We start from the raw sequence: 15,944 nt of genomic DNA, 5'->3' as shown, positions 1-15,944 counted from the left end.
TTTGTTTGATGCGTGCGGCGGTGAGGATCGTCCGGGGCGAAGTCAGCCGGCGCGTGCGAGCTTCGCCGCCCTCTGGCCGAGGATCTCCATGAAAGTCCGTTGCGCCGCCGTCAGCGGCTGGTCCCTGCGATAGGTCAGTCCGATGGCGCGCGCGTTGGCGGGAAGCTCGACCGCGAGCGCTTTCAGTCCCTTCGCAATGGTCTTCATCTTTCCGCGGGAATAGGTCAGCAGAGCGATGACGTCGCTGTTCATGACCATCTGCTCGGCAAGCGCAAAGGTCACGATCTCGCAGGTCTGCGATGGCGGGACGAGGCCATGACCAATCAGAAGTTCCTCGAAATAGCGACGGGTCGGCGTGCCGTGCGGTGCGACCACCCAGTTCTCGTCGACGAGCTCTTTCAGCTTGCGCCGTCCCTTGGCCAGCCGATGCTCCGCGCGCGCAATCACTGCAAAGAATTCATCGTAGAGATGCCGCTCTTCGAGAACGTCGTAAGGCGGGGGCTCACGCAGAGGACCGATGACGAAATCGAGCTCGCCCTGCCGCAGGCCGTCGATCAAGGCGGCATAGCTGCCGGTGACGGCCTGAAGGCGGACATGTCGGTGCCGGCTCAGCATCTCGCCGAACACTTTGACGACGATGTCCTGCTCCGAGAACGGCAGCAGGCCGACGGCGACGCGGCCCGTCACCTTGCCTGACAGCGCCTCGATCTGCTCCGGCAGCGTCATCACGTCCATCAGCAATTTGGTGTGCAATTCGGCCAGGATAAGGGCGTCGCCGGTCGCCTTCATGCCGGAGCGCGTGCGCTCGAATGGCGGCCGGCCCGTTGCGGCGGCGATCTTGGCGAGCGCGCGGCTGACGTCAGGCTGCGACCGTTCGAGATATTCGGCGGCCGCCGACACGCTGCCGGTCGTTCTGATCGCGCTGACGGCGCTGAGCAGCTCCCAGGCGAGGTGATGACCGAGATCGGCAATGCGTGCGCCGGACGCCCTGAGGGCCTCCTGTGCGGCCTGGATGCTGGACATCATGTGGCGGCAGCGTGCGATGACGATCTCGCCCAGCGAGGTCGGCTCCATTCCGGTCCAGCCGCGCGCGAACAGCTGCTGCCGCAGCCGGCCTTCGACTTCCGCGATCGAACGCGACAGGCTGCTCTGGCTGGTGTTCAACTGCTCACTCGCGCGCGCAAGGCTGGCGCAGCTCGCGACGGCGCTGATGACGCGCACCTGCTTGATCGAGAGGACGGGCGTTCTCTTCATGAAATGGCTGTTCTTCATGACGGTCTGCGAGAGGACGGAACGTTGGTGCGTCTGGTATAATATTCACTTTCTGCAAGATCTATTTCAAAACCTGCATAATCACTACCTGCAAGATCTTGCTAGCTAGAGACGATAATCACCGTGACGCCGGACCGTCGGCGTTGCCCGGGAGGTCTCATGTCCGGCAATTGGCTCGATGCCGTCGTGCTCGCGCGCCGCGCCCTGACCGGGCGCATCGCCGAGTTCTGCATCGGACGTGCCGACGGCCGCCCGTTGCCGATGGCCGAATCCGGCAGCCATGTCGAGTTGCACTTCGGCGGCGGTGAACGCCATCTCGTTCGACACTATTCCATCGTCGGCCCCCTCACGCTTGCCGGCGATCCCGAGCCGTTCTGGCGCATCGCCGTGCAGCGCGAGGACCGCGGACGCGGCTCGGCATTCATTCACGCCAGCTTTCGTCCCGGTACGGCGCTGAGGGTCTCGCCCCAAATCAACGCCTTCCGCCTGTCGCGACATCGGGCAAACACGCTGCTGATCGCCGGCGGCATCGGTGTCACGCCGATGGTCGCGATGGCGCGTTCGTTGCGACGGCGGAACATGGAGTTCTCGATGCTGTACGCAGGACAGGATCGTTCCGCAATGGCTTATGTCGACGAGCTGGAGAGCCTCTGCGGCGATCGTCTGACCCTCCATGAGACCAAGCGCGACGGCATTCCCGGCCTCGTCAGGCTGCTGTCCGACCAACCCGCTGAAACTGTGGCCCATGTTTGCGGCCCGAGCGCGCTGATCGAGGCGCTGCGCGACGCCGCTGCCAGTCTCGGCTGGCGCAAGGAGCGCGTCCGCTTCGAAGTGTTCAACGCAGCCCACCGGCCCGATGACAGTGATTTCGAGGTGAGGCTACCGACCGGCCGCCGCATCAGAGTGGGGGCGGGAACGACGATCCTGGAGGCGCTGGAGCTTGCGGGCGTCGATACCTTGTCGAGCTGCCGCCGTGGGGAATGCGGTCTCTGCATCACCGACGTCGCGAACTGCGACGGCGAACTCGATCAGCGCGATCGCTATTTCAGCACCGAGGAGCGCCGTGCCGGCCGGCAGATCGCCATCTGCTGCTCGCGGATCAGCGGCCGCGCGCTTGTTCTCAACATATAGCCCCAAGGAAGGTTGAAAGCCGATGGGTACGACCGAGCTGTCCCGATCGACCGACGAGGCCGTCTTCGCCGCGATGGAGCCGAGAGAGCCCGGCGGCTTCGCCAACCATGCCACGCCGCTGATCCGCAACTGCTGGTATGCCTGCGCGCGTACAAGCGAGATCGGTCGTACGCCGCTGGCCCGCAAGCTGCTCGGCATCGACGTCGTGCTGTTTCGGACCGAGGCCGGCGCGCCCGTCGCAATGCGCAATCGTTGCCCGCACCGATCCTTCCCACTCGCGCGTGGCAGGCTGATCGGCGACCGATTGGTCTGCGGCTATCATGGCATGGAATTTGGGTCGGACGGCGTCTGCGCGCACATGCCGGCGCTCAGTCGAGCGCCCGCGACCGCAACCGTACAGACGTTCCCGGTGGTTGATCGCAGTCCGCTTTCGTGGATCTGGATGGGCGCGCCCGATCTCGCCGACGAGGGGCTGATCCCGGACACGTCATGGCTCAGCGATCCCGCATGGGGAACGGTGACCGGCAGCTTCCACATCAAATCCGACTATGTGGCGATGCACGAAAACCTCATCGATCAGACCCATTTTCCGTTCCTGCATCCGGGTACGGTTGGGACGCCGGAATACGCGCGCTCAAGACTCAGCGTCTCCACCGAGAACAAGCAGGTCGTGATCCGTCGCGAACTGAAGGACGCGGTCCCGCCGGGCGTCTACGGCAAGCCGGCCAACATCATGCACAAGCGGGTGGACCGCGCTTCTGAAGCGCGCTTCGTCTCGCCAGCGCTGCACACCGCATTCGCCAGCGTGCGAGATCCCGCGCCCGATCCGGGGCAGCCGTCGCTCTATCGCTACAACATCACACATGTGTTCACGCCGGAGACCAACAATTCCATTCACTATTGGTGGTTCAACTCGCGCGACTACCGGCCGGCTGATCCCGAGATCGACAAGTTCATGTTCGAGGCGCATTCGCAGGCTTATCACGAGGACGTCGAAGCGCTCGAATGGATCAATGAAGTGGTCCGGACCGACGGTGAAGAACAGTTCGACCTGAGTTTTGCACCCGATAAGCCTGGTCTGATGGCGCGCCGCATCATCTACCGCCTCTCGGCCAAGGAAGCGCGTTAAGCCGCGCAATCGCGCCAACTGCTCGAATGACAAAAAACAAACTTGCAAGGGAGGGAAGAGTGAGGGTCCAATTGATGAAAACGCTGAATACTTGGAGCATCGCTGCGATGGCGGCTCTGGGAACGGTCGCGGCGGCCCATGCCGCGGATCCCATCAAGATTGGCGTGATCATCCCGATGACGGGAGCTTTCCAGTCGAACGGCAAGCAGATCGAAGCGGCGATCAAGGCGTACACCAAGGCGAAGGGCGATACCGTCGCCGGCCGCAAGATCGAGTTCATCCTCCGCGACGATCGCGGCGCGCCCGACAATGCCAACAGGTTCGCGCAGGAACTGATTGCGCAGGACCGCGTCTCGATCCTGACCGGGTTCGGCAACACGCCTGCGGCGCTCTCGGCAGCAGCGTTTGCAGCCAAGGCGAAGGTGCCGCAGGTGATCATGGTCGCCGCGACATCATCGATCGTCGAGAAGTCGCCCTATATCGTGCGGACGTCGCAATCGATTCCACAGATCGCCAGCGTCATCGGCCAATGGGCGCCGAAATCCGGCCCGAAAACCTTTGTGAGTATCGTCTCCGAATACGGTCCGGGCCTGGACGCCGAGGAGTGGTTCGCCAAGACCGTCGAGGCCCATGGCGGCCGCGTCGTCGAGAAGCTCAAGGTCCCTCTCGCCAACCCGGACTTCGCGCCGTTTCTCCAGCGCGCCGCTGATGCCAAGCCCGATGCCTTGTTTGTGTTCGTTCCGACCGGTGCGGGCGGCAATTTCATGAAGCAGTTCATCGAGCGTGGCCTGGACAAGGCCGGGATGAAGCTGGTCGCGATGTCGGACCTGACCGACGACGATCTCCTCAACAACATGGGGGATGCAGCGCTCGGCGCCGTCACCGGCGGTCCATATTCGGCGAGCCACGATTCCCCGGAGAACAAGGCCTTCGTCGCGCAGTTCAAGGCGGTCAATCCCGGCATGCGCCCCAACGTCGTCGCCGTCAGTGCGTGGGATGCTCTCGAGCTCATCTATCGCGCCGTGGAAGAGACCAAGGGCGAGACCAACGGCGACGCTCTCATCTCGGCGATGAAAGGCCAGAGCTGGAACAGCCCGCGCGGACCAATCTCGATTGATCCCGCGACGCGGGACATCATCCAGAACATCTACATGCGGAAAGTCGAGCGTCACGACGGCGAACTCTACAACATGGAGTTCGAGACTTTTCCGAACGTGAAAGATCCGGCGCACTGAGCGCCGGACAAGTGAAAGTCACCGAGGCTCCATGACCAACGTTCCTGTACAAACGCCAATCCGGGCCGACACGGTCGGCAGTCTGCTGCGTCCGGATGCTCTTCACGCCGCACGGCGCCGTCTCGAACTGGGTGAAATCGATGCGGCTGCGCTGCACGAGATCGAGGACCGCGCCATCGCCGATGTCATCGCCTATCAGGAAGGGATTGGGCTCCCCGTCGTGACCGACGGGGAGTTCCGGCGCGAGAACTGGTGGATCGATTTCGTTCGCAAGCTCGAAGGTGTCGAGATCGTTGCCGGCGACGGCACGGCGTTCGCAGCCAACGGGGCGCCGCGATACGTGCCGAAATCGGTGCGGGTCTCGGGGCGGGTCGGTGCCGCCGGGCCGATCCTGGCCGACGACTTCCGCTTCGTTCAAAAGCATGCCAAAGCCGTCGCCAAGATCGCGGTGCCGTCGCCGACGCGGCTGCACTTCCATGGCGGGCGCAAGTCGGTCTCCAGGGATGTCTATCCCGATATCGAGGCCTTCTTCGCCGATGTTGCCGCTGTCTACCGTCGCGAGATCGCCGCGCTCGAGGCCGCCGGTTGCCGCTACATCCAGATCGACGATCCCCTGCTCAGCTATTTCCTCGATCCGAACTTGCGGGCCGAGGTCGTTGCCGATGGCGACGATCCCGACACACGGTTGCGGCGCTACATCCGCCTGATCAACGCCTGCATTTCGGAGCGGTCGCCGGCGACGAGCATTGGTATCCATATCTGCCGTGGTAATGCGCGCAGTACCTGGCTCGCGGAAGGGACCTATGAAGGGCTCGCCGACACCTGCTTTGCGCTGCTCAACGTCGACCGCTTCCTGCTCGAATATGACGACGAGCGCAGCGGCTCGTTCGCGCCGCTCCGTTTCATGCCTGATGACAAGCAGGTGGTGCTCGGACTGGTCACGACCAAGCATGCCCAGCTCGAAGACAAGGATGTGCTCAAGCGGCGCCTCGACGAGGCCGCCAGTTTGATCGATCCATCGCTTCTCGCCATCAGCCCGCAATGCGGATTCGCCAGCGTGGTCGAAGGTAATCTGATCACCGAAGCCGACCAGCGCGCCAAGCTGGCACTGGTGGTCCAGACGGCCAGGGAATATTGGGGGGCGGTGTAGGGGCGCGTGAAGCGCGAGCTGGCGTCCTGGCGCCGGGACGACGGACGCTACTTCACCGGCCGCTTCTCGAGCTTCCGCGCCAGCGTGCGCCGGTGCATGCCGAGGCGCCGTGCCGCCTCCGAGATGTTGAAATCCGTCTCGATCAGGGTCTGGTGGATGCGCTCCCATTCCAGCGTCTTGATCGAGGTCGGCCGCGCATCCAGCGCGACCTCGGTGTTCCCCACGGCCTTGGTGAAGGCAGCTTCGATGTCGTCGGTGTTCGACGGTTTTGCCAGATAATGGCAGGCGCCCAGCTTGATCGCCTCGACGGCGGTGGAGATGCTGGCAAAGCCGGTCAGCACCACGATCAGCATGTCGGGATCGTGCGTATGCAAAAGCTCGACGCAGGCGAGGCCCGAGGCGCCGCCGAGCTTGAGGTCGACCACGGCATGGCCGAAGGAGCGTTCTTCCAGCACCTGGCGCACCTCTTCGATCGAGGCGGCCAGCACGACATCATAGCCGCGGCGTTCGAACGAGCGCTTCAACGTGCGCGCAAAGCCTGCGTCGTCCTCGACGACGATGAGCGAACGGTCAGGCGTCAAAATTCCCTCCGATCGCGAGCGTTGCGAGCGGCAGCGTCAGGCGCACGGTGGCGCCCCGCTTCCTGTGGTTCTCGGCGGTCACGGTGCCCCCTAACTTGCGCACCACGTTCACCACCAGGAACAGCCCGAGCCCGCCACCGGCGCGGCCCTTGCTCGATTGATAGGGCTTTCCGAGCTGCGCCAGCATCTCCGGCGCAAAGCCCGGGCCGCGATCGCTGATCGACAGCACGAGGTTGTCGCCCTCGCGCTCGGCCACGAGCTCGACCCATTCGCGCGAGATCTCATAGGCGTTGTCGAGCACGTTGAAGATGACCTGCTTCAACGCGATGTCGGAGACGATCGCGACGTCTTCGCCAAACGTATTGAGGAAGTAGAGCGTCCGTGCCGAGCGCGCGTCACGCCACTCGTCGACCAGCGCGGTCACGAACGCCGTCACCGTTGTCGGCGAGGAGCCTTCGCCGCGCGCTTCGCCCGCCGAGACCAGGATGCCCGTCACGATCGACTTGCAGCGCTGCAGCGAGGTTTCCATCTCCGCGAGGTCCTCGGCGAGCTCCTGATCGGCGGCAAGATCCGGCATGCGGCGCCAATCGCTGAGGATCACCGACAGCGAGGCCAGCGGCGTGCCGAGCTCATGCGCCGCGCCGGAGGCGAGCAGGCCCATGCGCACGATGTGGTCCTGCTCGGCGGCATGCTGGCGGAATGCCGCCAGATGCGCATCGCGCTCGCGCAGGTTTCGATTGATGCGGGTGACGAACACGACCAGCAGTACGGCATTGAGCACGAACCCCAGCAGCATGCCGGCGACTGTGAGCGTGTAGGTCTCGCTCAATGGATTGGGCGGCAGCTCCAGCGGGCGGTAGGCCAGCGTCAACCACACGAAGCTCGCGCAGGTCAGCGCGACCAGCGACCAGGTCGAGCGGGCATCGAGCAGCACCGCGCCGAGCGTCACCTGGAGCAGGAACAGCGAGGTGAAGGGATTGGTGGCGCCGCCAGAGAGGTAAAGCTGCGCGGTCAGCGCGGCGACATCAAGCATCAAGGCGACCAGCAGCTCGTTGTTGGTGATCGCGGCGCGATGGCGCACCCAGATGAGGCTGGAGACGTTGAGCAGCACCAGCGCGCCGATCACCGCGCCCATCCGCTCCAAGGGCAGGGGAATGCCGAGCCCAAAATGCACGCCGCCGATGGTCACGATCTGGCCGACCACTGCGGTCCAGCGCAGCTGGATCAGCAGCGCCATGTTCTTGCGATTGGTCCCGTCGTCGGTCGGCGCAGCACCGATCAGCTCGCTGCGCGCATCCGCCTGCGATTGCAGCGTGACGGCCAGCCCGCCATGAGCAAGTGTTTGGGAAAGCGTCTTCCCGTTGTCAGGCCTGTTCGACGATCGTTCCAGCATTTGATCCCGTCCTGCGCGCGGCGGCATCCAGGCCACCGGCCGGTTCGTGGACGAAGCGCCTGCGGCGGAACGGCCCGCCGCCGAATGTGACGAGAAGTTTACCGGCCAGCATGAAGGCCAGGGCAAACCACGTCAGCGCGTAGATCAGGTGGTTATTGGGAAAGCGGATCACGGTCAATCCGCCGATCGGACCGCCGGCAATTTGTGATCCGGCGTCGGCATCCACGAAGAACGGCGCGACATCGTGGAGACCGCGTGCCGCCGCAATCGCGGCGACATCCCGCGAATACCAGCGGTTGTGCTGCGGCACGTTGTTTCGCAGGAACCCGCCTTTGGGCTCCGTCATGCGGAGCAGGCCGGTGATCTCGACCTGGCCATCCGGATTGCCGCTCTGGCGGGTCGATGCGTCGCGCCGCTCCGACGGCACGAAGCCGCGGTTGACCAGGACCTGCGTGCCGTCGCTGCGCTTGAGCGGCGTCAGCACCCAATAGCCCGGGCCTTCCTCGGTGACGGCCTGAACCAGCGTCTCGCGGTCATGCAGGAAGCGGCCGGCGACGCTGACATTCCTGTATTCGTCGTTCGCGGCGGAAACCGCGGGCCACGAAACGGGCGAGGGGATCGGCGCCACCGCGGCATGAACGCGTTGCTCGACGCGGTCGATCAGCGCCAGCTTCCAGGCGCGGCGCTCGATCTGCCAGATACCGAGCACGATCAGGGTCACGAAGGCCGTGAGCGAGAGGACCGTGAGCCACAGGGAGGGGCGCGCAGCATGGCCACGTGTCCCTTTTGCCTTGCTCGTCACGGTCCCGACCTCGCTCACTTCATTCCGCTCATCTGGTGCATCGGCATCATGTTGCTGTTGAGGTGGCTCATCACCCACAGCGAACCCGACAGCGCGATCACCACCATGACGATGGTGAAGATCAGCGCCATCATGCTCCAGCCGTTCTCGGACGTCGTGTTCATGTGCAGGAAGTAGATCATGTGCACGACGATCTGCACCACCGCGAAGGCCATGATGACGAGGGCGGTGATCTGCTTGCTCGGCAGCGCACCGCTCATCACCAGCCAGAAGGGAATTGCGGTGAGCACGACCGAGAGCACGAAGCCGAGCATATAGGTCGAAAACGTGCCGTGGGCGTGGCTGTCGCCGTGGTGATGATCGTCGGCGCCAGCTGCATGAGTATCGGTGTTCATCGCAGAACTCCCAGGAGATAGACGAAGGTGAAAACGCCGATCCAGACCACGTCGAGGAAATGCCAGAACATCGACAGGCACATCAGCCGGCGGCGGTTGGCCTCGATCAGGCCGAACTTTTGGACCTGCACCATCAGCGTCACCAGCCAGATCAGGCCGCAGGAGACGTGCAGGCCATGGGTGCCGACCAGTGTAAAGAATGCGGAGAGGAAGGCGCTGCGCTGGGGCGTCGCGCCCTCATGGATCATGTGGGCGAACTCGGTGAGCTCGATGCCGATGAAGGCAAGGCCGAACAGGCCGGTGATCGCCAGCCACACTTGCGTCTGCGCGACCTTGTTCTGCTGCATCGTCAGCATGGCGAAGCCATAGGTGATCGACGACAGCAGCAGCATCGAGGTGTTCACCGCGACCAGGTTGAGGTCGAACAGGTCCTTCGGCGCGGGGCCGGCGGCGTAGTTGCCGCCGAGCACGCCGAAGGTGGCGAACAGGATCGCGAAGATGAGACAGTCGCTCATCAGGTAGATCCAGAAGCCGAGCGAGGTGCTCCAGCCTTCCGGATGCGGGTGTTCGTCGGCGACGTAGAAGACCGGCTCGCCGGTTTGCGAGGGATTGACAGCGATCGTCATTTACTTGGCTCCGGCGAGCAGTTTGGTGCGCGCGTCCTCGGTCCGGATGACGTCTTCAGCCGGAATGTCGAAGTCGCGGTGATAGTTGAAGGTGTGGCCGATCCCGACGACGAGCATCGCGATGAAGCTCACGGCGGCCAGCCACCAGATGTACCAGATCAGGCCAAAACCCATCGCGGTGGCGAGGCCGGCAAGGATGATGCCGGTGCCGGTGCTGCTGGGCATGTGGATCGGCCTGAACCCGGTGAGCGGACGTTGGTAGCCCCGGCGCTTCATGTCCCACCACGCGTCATTGTCGTGAACGACGGGGGTGAAGGCAAAGTTGTAGTCCGGCGGCGGCGAGGAGGTTGCCCATTCCAGCGTGCGCGCATCCCAGGGGTCGCCGGTGACGTCCTTGAGCTGCTCGCGCCTGAGGAAGCTGACCGCGAACTGCATCAGCATGCACATGATGCCGAGAAGGACGAGGAAGGCGCCGATCGCGGCGATGACGAACCAGATCTGCAACGACGGATCGTCGAACACGCGCAGGCGGCGGGTCACGCCCATCAGGCCGAGCACGTAGAGCGGCATGAAGGCGAGATAGAAGCCGGTGACCCAGAACCAGAACGACAGCTTGCCCCAGAACGGATCGAGCTTGAAGCCGAAGGCCTTCGGGAACCAGTAGGTGATGCCGGCAAAAGCGCCGAACACCACGCCGCCGATGATCACGTTGTGGAAGTGCGCGATCAGGAACAGGCTGTTGTGGAGCACGAAGTCGGCCGGCGGCACCGCCAGCAGCACGCCGGTCATGCCGCCGATCACGAAGGTCAGCATGAAGGCGATGGTCCACATCATCGGCAGCTCGTAGCGGATGCGGCCGCGATACATCGTGAACAGCCAGTTGAACATCTTCGCGCCCGTCGGGATCGAGATGATCATCGTGGTGATGCCGAAGAACGAGTTGACGCTGGCGCCCGAGCCCATCGTGAAGAAGTGGTGCAGCCAGACCAGGTACGACAGGATGGTGATGACGACCGTGGCGTAGACCATCGAGGTGTAGCCGAACAGCCGCTTGCCGGAGAAGGTCGAGGTCACCTCGGAGAAGATGCCGAAGGCCGGGAGAACCAGGATGTAGACCTCGGGATGGCCCCAGATCCAGATCAGGTTCACGTACATCATCGGGCTGCCGCCGAAATCGTTCGTGAAGAAGTTGGTGCCGACGTAGCGGTCGAGCGAGAGCAGCGCGAGCACGACGGTCAGGACGGGGAAGGAGGCGACGATCAGGACGTTGGTGCAGAGCGAGGTCCAGGTGAAGACCGGCATCTTCATCATGGTCATGCCCGGGCAACGCAGCTTGACGATGGTGCAGATCAGGTTGATGCCGGACAACGTCGTGCCGACGCCGGCGACTTGCAGCGCCCAGATGTAATAATCGACGCCGACATCAGGACTGTAGCCGATGTTCGACAGTGGTGGATAAGCCAGCCAGCCGGTGCGGGCGAACTCGCCGATGAAGAGCGAAGCCATCACCAGCACCGCGCCGCCGACCGTCATCCAGAAGCTGAAATTGTTCAGGAACGGAAACGACACGTCGCGCGCGCCGATCTGCAGCGGCACGACATAGTTCATCAGGCCGGTGACCAGCGGCATCGCCACGAAGAAGATCATGATCACGCCGTGGGCGGTGAAGACCTGGTCGTAGTGATGGGCGTTGAGATAGCCTTCGGAGCCGCCAAACGCCAGCATCTGCTGGCCGCGCATCATCAGCGCGTCGGCAAAGCCGCGCAGCAGCATCACGATGCCGAGGATCATGTACATGATGCCGATGCGCTTGTGATCGACGGTGGTGAACCACTCGCGCCAGAGATAACCCCAGAGACGGAAATAGGTGAGACCGCCGAGCAGCGCGGCGCCGCCGAGCGCGACCACCGCGAAGGTGCCGACGACGATCGGCTCGTGCAGCGGCAGCGATTCGAAGCCGAGCCGGCCGAAGATGAGCTTGAGAAAATCAGGAGACATGCGAACTCTCTTTAGGAGCCTGACTTCAGGAGTCTGACTTGGGACGTTGTCCGAGGAAGAAGGACGAGGACTTCAGCGGCGTGAACGACGGCCGCTTCAGGCCGGCGCCGATTAGGGGCGCGGTGTCGGTGGGTGCCGTGATGGCGGCGGTGGTTTTGCCCTGCGGCGCATCCGGCGTGCAGGTGCCGGCGACGAAGCTCGGCTCCGGCCCAAATGCGGTGCCGCGGCGGGCGTATTTGTCGTAGGCCAGCGGCAGCGTGTTGTTCAGGCCCTGGTGGCCGGCACCGCCCTTGGCGTCGATCGCCATCATCTCGCTCTGGCACATCTTGCCGGTCTCGACACACATGTTGAGGATCAGACGGTAGAGATCGGCATCGACGGTGCCCCAGCGGCGCACCGGTTCGTTCTGGCTCGGCTTTTCGAGCTGGAGATATTCGGCGCGGCCGAGCGAGCCGCCGGCGGACTTGGCGTTGGCGATCCAGGCGTCAAAGCCCTTGTCGTCGAGGCCCTGGAAGTTGAAGTGCATCCCGGAGAAGCCGGCGCCGCTGTAGTTGGCCGAAAAGCCCTTGTACGTGCCTGCGTGGTTGACGACGGCGTGGAGCTTGGTCTCCATGCCCGGCATCGCGTAGATCTGGCCGGCGAGCGCGGGGATGTAGAACGAGTTCATCACCGAAGACGCCGTGATGCGGAATTTGATCGGACGATCGACCGGAGCTGCGAGCTCGTTGACGGTGGCGATGCCGTAGTCCGGATAGATAAAGAGCCACTTCCAGTCGAGCGCGACGACGTCGACCTCGAGCGGGGCCTTGGACTGGTCCACGGCGCGGTCTGCATGGATGCGGCCGAGCGTGCGATAGGGGTCGAGCAGATGCGTGCCCATCCAGGTCAGAGCGCCCAGGCAAACGATGATCAGAAGCGGTGCCGACCAGATCACCAGCTCGAGCTTGGTCGAATGGTCCCAATCCGGCTCGTAGCGGGCGTCCGTGTTGGACTGGCGATAGCGCCAGGCGAACAGCACCGTCAGCGCCATCACGGGGACGACGATCAAGAGCATCAGGACGGTGGAGATGATGACGAGGTCGCGCTGCTGGGCAGCGATATCGCCGGCTGGCGCCAGCACGACGTAGTCGCAGCCGCTGAGCGCGGCAGCCAGAGGTAGTAGCGCCAGGATCTTGAGACGAGACACGGGCCGAGCCTTTGAGAATGAGTTTCTTTTGCGGGGCCAACGGGTAGCTGCGGCGCAGCAATCCGGACATTGGACAATTTGTCCAATGTTGCAGTGCGGGATGTTGGGTCAGACAGGAGGAGATTGCCTGGCGCCCCGCCGGGCGGTCGGCTTTGGTTTTCAGGACGTTAAGGGCGCACGAATGGCGACGGCACAGACCCCCGCAATGGCAGATCTCCACACGGGCGAGCACGGCCACGACCAGGCCAGTCCCGGCGAGATCGCCATCGGCGTCATCATCGGCCGCACCTCGGAATTCTTCGACTTCTTCGTGTTCGCGATCGCCTCGGTGATCGTGTTCCCGCGCCTGGTGTTCCCGTTCGCGAGCGAACTGACCGGCACGCTCTATTCCTTCATGATCTTCGCGCTGGCCTTCATGGCCCGGCCGATCGGCACCGTCATTTTCATGACGGTCGACCGTGCCTACGGCAAGACGGCCAAGCTGATCTCGGCGCTGTTTTTGCTGGGCACCGCCACCGTCGCGCTGGCGTTCCTGCCCGGCTATCACGACATCGGCGTTGCCGCGATCTGGCTGCTGGCGCTCGCGCGCATCGCGCAGGGTTTGGCCTGGGGCGGCGCCTGGGACGGCATGGCTTCGCTGCTGGCGCTGAACGCGCCGCCCTCCAAGCGCGGCTGGTACGCGATGGTGCCGCAGCTCGGCGCGCCGCTCGGGCTGATCGTGGCGAGCGCGCTGTTCGCCTATTTCGCGGGTAACCTCTCGGCCGAGGATTTCTTCGATTGGGGCTGGCGCTATCCGTTTTTCGTCGCGTTTGCCATCAACGTCGTGGCGCTGTTCGCGCGCCTGCGCATGGTGACGACGGAGGAATACGCCTCGCTGTTCGAGACCCGCGAATTGCAGCCCGCGCGCATCTCCGACACCGTCGCGCGCGAAGGCCAGAACATCATGCTGGGCGCATTTGCGCCGCTCGCGAGCTTCGCGCTGTTTCATATGGTCACGGTGTTTCCGCTGTCCTGGGTGTTTCTGTTCACCCGCGAAAGCCCGGTGCGCTTCCTGATCATCGAGATCGTCGCCGCCGTGTTCGGTGTCGCCGCCATCGTGATCTCCGGCATCATCGCCGACCGCGTGGGACGCAAATCGCTGCTGATGGGATCGGCGATCGCGATCGCGATCTATAGCGGCTTTGCCCCGCAGCTGCTCGACGCCGGCGCGTTCGGCGAGACCATCTACATGGTGATCGGCTTCATCCTGCTCGGCCTCTCCTTCGGCCAGTCCTCCGGTGCGATCGCCTCGAACTTCAAGCAGGCGTACCGCTACACCGCCTCGGCTCTGACCTCGGACATGGCCTGGCTGTTCGGCGCCGGCTTCGCGCCGCTGGTGGCGCTGCTGCTCGCCACCAACCTCGGCGTCATCGCCTCGGGGGCGTATCTGTTGTCCGGGGCGTTCTGGACCCTGCTCGCCCTCTGGCTCAGCGGCCAGCGCGAGAAGGGCGACATGGACGCGGGGCGCTGATCAGCGCGGACTTGTAGGGTGGGCAAAGGCGCGTCAGCGCCGTGCCCACCATCTTCAACGGTTGCGATTGGGAATGGTGGGCACGCTACGCTTTGCCCACCCTACGGCAGTCTGGCGTGTGTCAATCCGCCACGATCTTCACGCGGTCACGCACCTTCACCTGCGCGTTGCGATCGAGCCCGTTCAGCACGCGAAAGCGCTCTGCGGGATGATCGACGCCGGCCATGCGGTGGGACAGCGATTCCACGGTGTCGCCGGGCTGCACGGTGATGACCTTGATGCGCAGCGGACGGGCGGCCTGGATCTCGTCGAGCGTCAGGCGGCGGAATGAATTGACGGTCTCGCGCGCGTTGCGCTCGCTCTCGGTCGACTTCTGCCGTGTCGCGAAGATGAAGCGATAGACGTCGCTGCCAAAACGCAGCGCATAGACCTTGAACTGCCACTGTTCGCCCTTGGCGGTGGCGGACGCGGCCGGGAAGCCGTTGATGGTGATGTCCTCGGTCGACGCCTTCTCGACGCCCTCCATCCAGCCGGAATTGAGGTAGTCGCCGAGCGACTGCTCGGCCGGCACGCGCACCACGTCAAAACGCATCGCCTGTGCTCCGCCCTCGCGCACGCCGATCACGGCCTGGGCGGTGTTGTCGAGCGTGAAATTGTCCGGCGCCTGGAAGGTGAAGCCGAGCTTCGGATGCAGGAACCTGCGGCCGCGCACGAAACCTTCGCTGGGGTCTTCGCCGTAGACGAGGTTGTCGATCGCAGCAAGATAGGTCTCGCGGTCGCGCTCGGCGCCCTCCGGTGCAGTATATTGCCGCGCAATGGTCTGCGCGTTCTGCACGCGCTCCGGGGTCGCCGGGTGCGACGAGGTGAAATCCTGCGCGCGCGGATCGAGCGAGCTCTTGCCTGCCTTCAGCTCGGCATTGCGCTCCATCGCCGACAGGAACCGTGCCGCACCGTAAGGGTCGAAATGCGCCTTGGCGGAGATGCCGACGCCGATGCCGTCGGCCTCGAACTCCTGTTTGCGCGAAAAGCTCGCCATGGTGAGCTTGGTCTTGGCCAGTGCGAGCGCGGTGAGATCGGGATCGTTGCTCATGTCGGTGACGACGCGGGTGACGATCGCGGCCTGGCGGGCCTGGTCCTCGCGCATCGCGGCGTGCTTGGACAGCACATGCGCCATCTCGTGGCTGAGCACGGAGGACAATTCCGACGTATCGCTCGCGAGCGCAAGAAGTCCGCGCGTGACATAGAGCTGGCCGTTCGGCAGCGCGAAGGCGTTCACCGCGCCGGAATTGAGGATGGTGACCTTGTAGCCCTGGTCGGGGCGATCGGAGGCCGCGACGAGCCGGTCGACGGTCTTGCTGACGAGTGATTCGAGCCTGGGATCGTCGTAAGTGCCGCCATAGCTCGCCAGGATGCGCTCGTGCTCCTTCTCGGTGGCGGGGGTCTGGGCGACGGCCGGCTTCGGCTTCGGCATCGCGACCGTCGCTGGGGTAGCCGCGGTCTGGAACCGGCCCATATCGCCGCAGCCCGCAAGCGTCG

At 64.2% G+C, this 15,944-nt stretch carries 14 protein-coding genes; 5 read left to right on the top strand and 9 right to left on the bottom strand.

Translation table 11 applies throughout. The features are described 5' to 3' along the window. Positions 1–42: 42 nt before the first annotated feature. Complete coding sequence (locus IVA81_RS01280; protein ID WP_247311056.1) at positions 43–1,272, bottom strand: LysR family transcriptional regulator; 1,230 nt, start codon at positions 1,270–1,272, stop codon at positions 43–45. Positions 1,273–1,431: 159 nt separating this feature from the next. On the opposite strand from IVA81_RS01280, the gene IVA81_RS01275 reads away from it, so the two are divergent. The 4 genes from IVA81_RS01275 (at position 1,432) to IVA81_RS01260 (ending at position 5,917) form a co-directional block, all read left to right on the top strand. After that, on the top strand, positions 1,432–2,403 hold the full coding sequence (locus tag IVA81_RS01275; protein WP_247311053.1) for a PDR/VanB family oxidoreductase: 972 nt from the start codon (positions 1,432–1,434) through the stop codon (positions 2,401–2,403). Between the two features lie 22 nt (positions 2,404–2,425). Next, the gene (locus IVA81_RS01270; RefSeq protein ID WP_247311050.1) at positions 2,426–3,532 is read left to right on the top strand and encodes an aromatic ring-hydroxylating dioxygenase subunit alpha; all 1,107 of its coding nucleotides are present in this window, start codon (positions 2,426–2,428) and stop codon (positions 3,530–3,532) included. Positions 3,533–3,606: 74 nt separating this feature from the next. Continuing rightward, positions 3,607–4,767, top strand: coding sequence for an ABC transporter substrate-binding protein (locus IVA81_RS01265; RefSeq protein ID WP_247311047.1), 1,161 nt, complete (start codon positions 3,607–3,609; stop codon positions 4,765–4,767). A 31-nt stretch (positions 4,768–4,798) separates the two neighbouring features. Further along, positions 4,799–5,917 carry a 5-methyltetrahydropteroyltriglutamate--homocysteine S-methyltransferase gene (locus tag IVA81_RS01260; protein WP_247311044.1) on the top strand — a complete coding sequence of 373 codons (1,119 nt, stop codon included), beginning with the start codon at positions 4,799–4,801 and terminating at the stop codon, positions 5,915–5,917. Between the two features lie 47 nt (positions 5,918–5,964). Here IVA81_RS01260 and IVA81_RS01255 read toward each other — a convergent pair whose 3' ends face one another. From IVA81_RS01255 to cyoA, 7 genes are read right to left on the bottom strand one after another with little or no spacing between them, the layout of a single operon-like run. Next, a complete protein-coding gene (locus IVA81_RS01255; RefSeq protein WP_247311041.1) occupies positions 5,965–6,498 on the bottom strand; it encodes a response regulator transcription factor in 534 nt (177 codons plus the stop codon). Next, the gene (locus IVA81_RS01250; RefSeq protein ID WP_247311038.1) at positions 6,488–7,891 is read right to left on the bottom strand and encodes an ATP-binding protein; all 1,404 of its coding nucleotides are present in this window, start codon (positions 7,889–7,891) and stop codon (positions 6,488–6,490) included. The genes IVA81_RS01255 and IVA81_RS01250 overlap by 11 nt, the downstream gene beginning before the upstream one ends. Further along, positions 7,863–8,711 (bottom strand): SURF1 family protein, encoded by an 849-nt coding sequence (locus IVA81_RS01245; protein ID WP_247311035.1) that lies wholly within the window; start codon positions 8,709–8,711, stop codon positions 7,863–7,865. Before IVA81_RS01245 ends, IVA81_RS01250 begins: the two co-directional genes overlap by 29 nt. After that, positions 8,708–9,088, bottom strand: coding sequence for a cytochrome o ubiquinol oxidase subunit IV (gene cyoD / locus IVA81_RS01240; RefSeq protein WP_247311032.1), 381 nt, complete (start codon positions 9,086–9,088; stop codon positions 8,708–8,710). The genes IVA81_RS01245 and cyoD overlap by 4 nt, the downstream gene beginning before the upstream one ends. After that, positions 9,085–9,714 carry a cytochrome o ubiquinol oxidase subunit III gene (cyoC, locus tag IVA81_RS01235; RefSeq protein ID WP_247311029.1) on the bottom strand — a complete coding sequence of 210 codons (630 nt, stop codon included), beginning with the start codon at positions 9,712–9,714 and terminating at the stop codon, positions 9,085–9,087. The genes cyoD and cyoC overlap by 4 nt, the downstream gene beginning before the upstream one ends. Continuing rightward, positions 9,715–11,712 carry a cytochrome o ubiquinol oxidase subunit I gene (gene cyoB / locus IVA81_RS01230; RefSeq protein WP_247311026.1) on the bottom strand — a complete coding sequence of 666 codons (1,998 nt, stop codon included), beginning with the start codon at positions 11,710–11,712 and terminating at the stop codon, positions 9,715–9,717. A gap of 25 nt (positions 11,713–11,737) precedes the next feature. After that, entirely contained in the window at positions 11,738–12,898 is a 1,161-nt protein-coding gene (cyoA, locus tag IVA81_RS01225) for a ubiquinol oxidase subunit II (RefSeq protein ID WP_247311023.1), read from the bottom strand. 181 nt (positions 12,899–13,079) lie between these two features. On the opposite strand from cyoA, the gene IVA81_RS01220 reads away from it, so the two are divergent. Next, on the top strand, positions 13,080–14,408 hold the full coding sequence (locus tag IVA81_RS01220) for an MFS transporter (RefSeq protein ID WP_247311019.1): 1,329 nt from the start codon (positions 13,080–13,082) through the stop codon (positions 14,406–14,408). A gap of 121 nt (positions 14,409–14,529) precedes the next feature. Here the strand turns inward: IVA81_RS01220 and IVA81_RS01215 are convergent, their stop codons facing one another. After that, positions 14,530–15,921 (bottom strand): M48 family metalloprotease, encoded by a 1,392-nt coding sequence (locus tag IVA81_RS01215; RefSeq protein WP_247311175.1) that lies wholly within the window; start codon positions 15,919–15,921, stop codon positions 14,530–14,532. Positions 15,922–15,944: the final 23 nt, after the last annotated feature.

Origin of the sequence: Bradyrhizobium sp. 141, from assembly GCF_023074055.1 — a bacterium.
GTDB lineage: Bacteria > Pseudomonadota > Alphaproteobacteria > Rhizobiales > Xanthobacteraceae > Bradyrhizobium.
The sequence above is the reverse complement of the archived record's forward strand: the minus strand, read 5'-3'. Positions and strand labels throughout refer to the sequence as shown.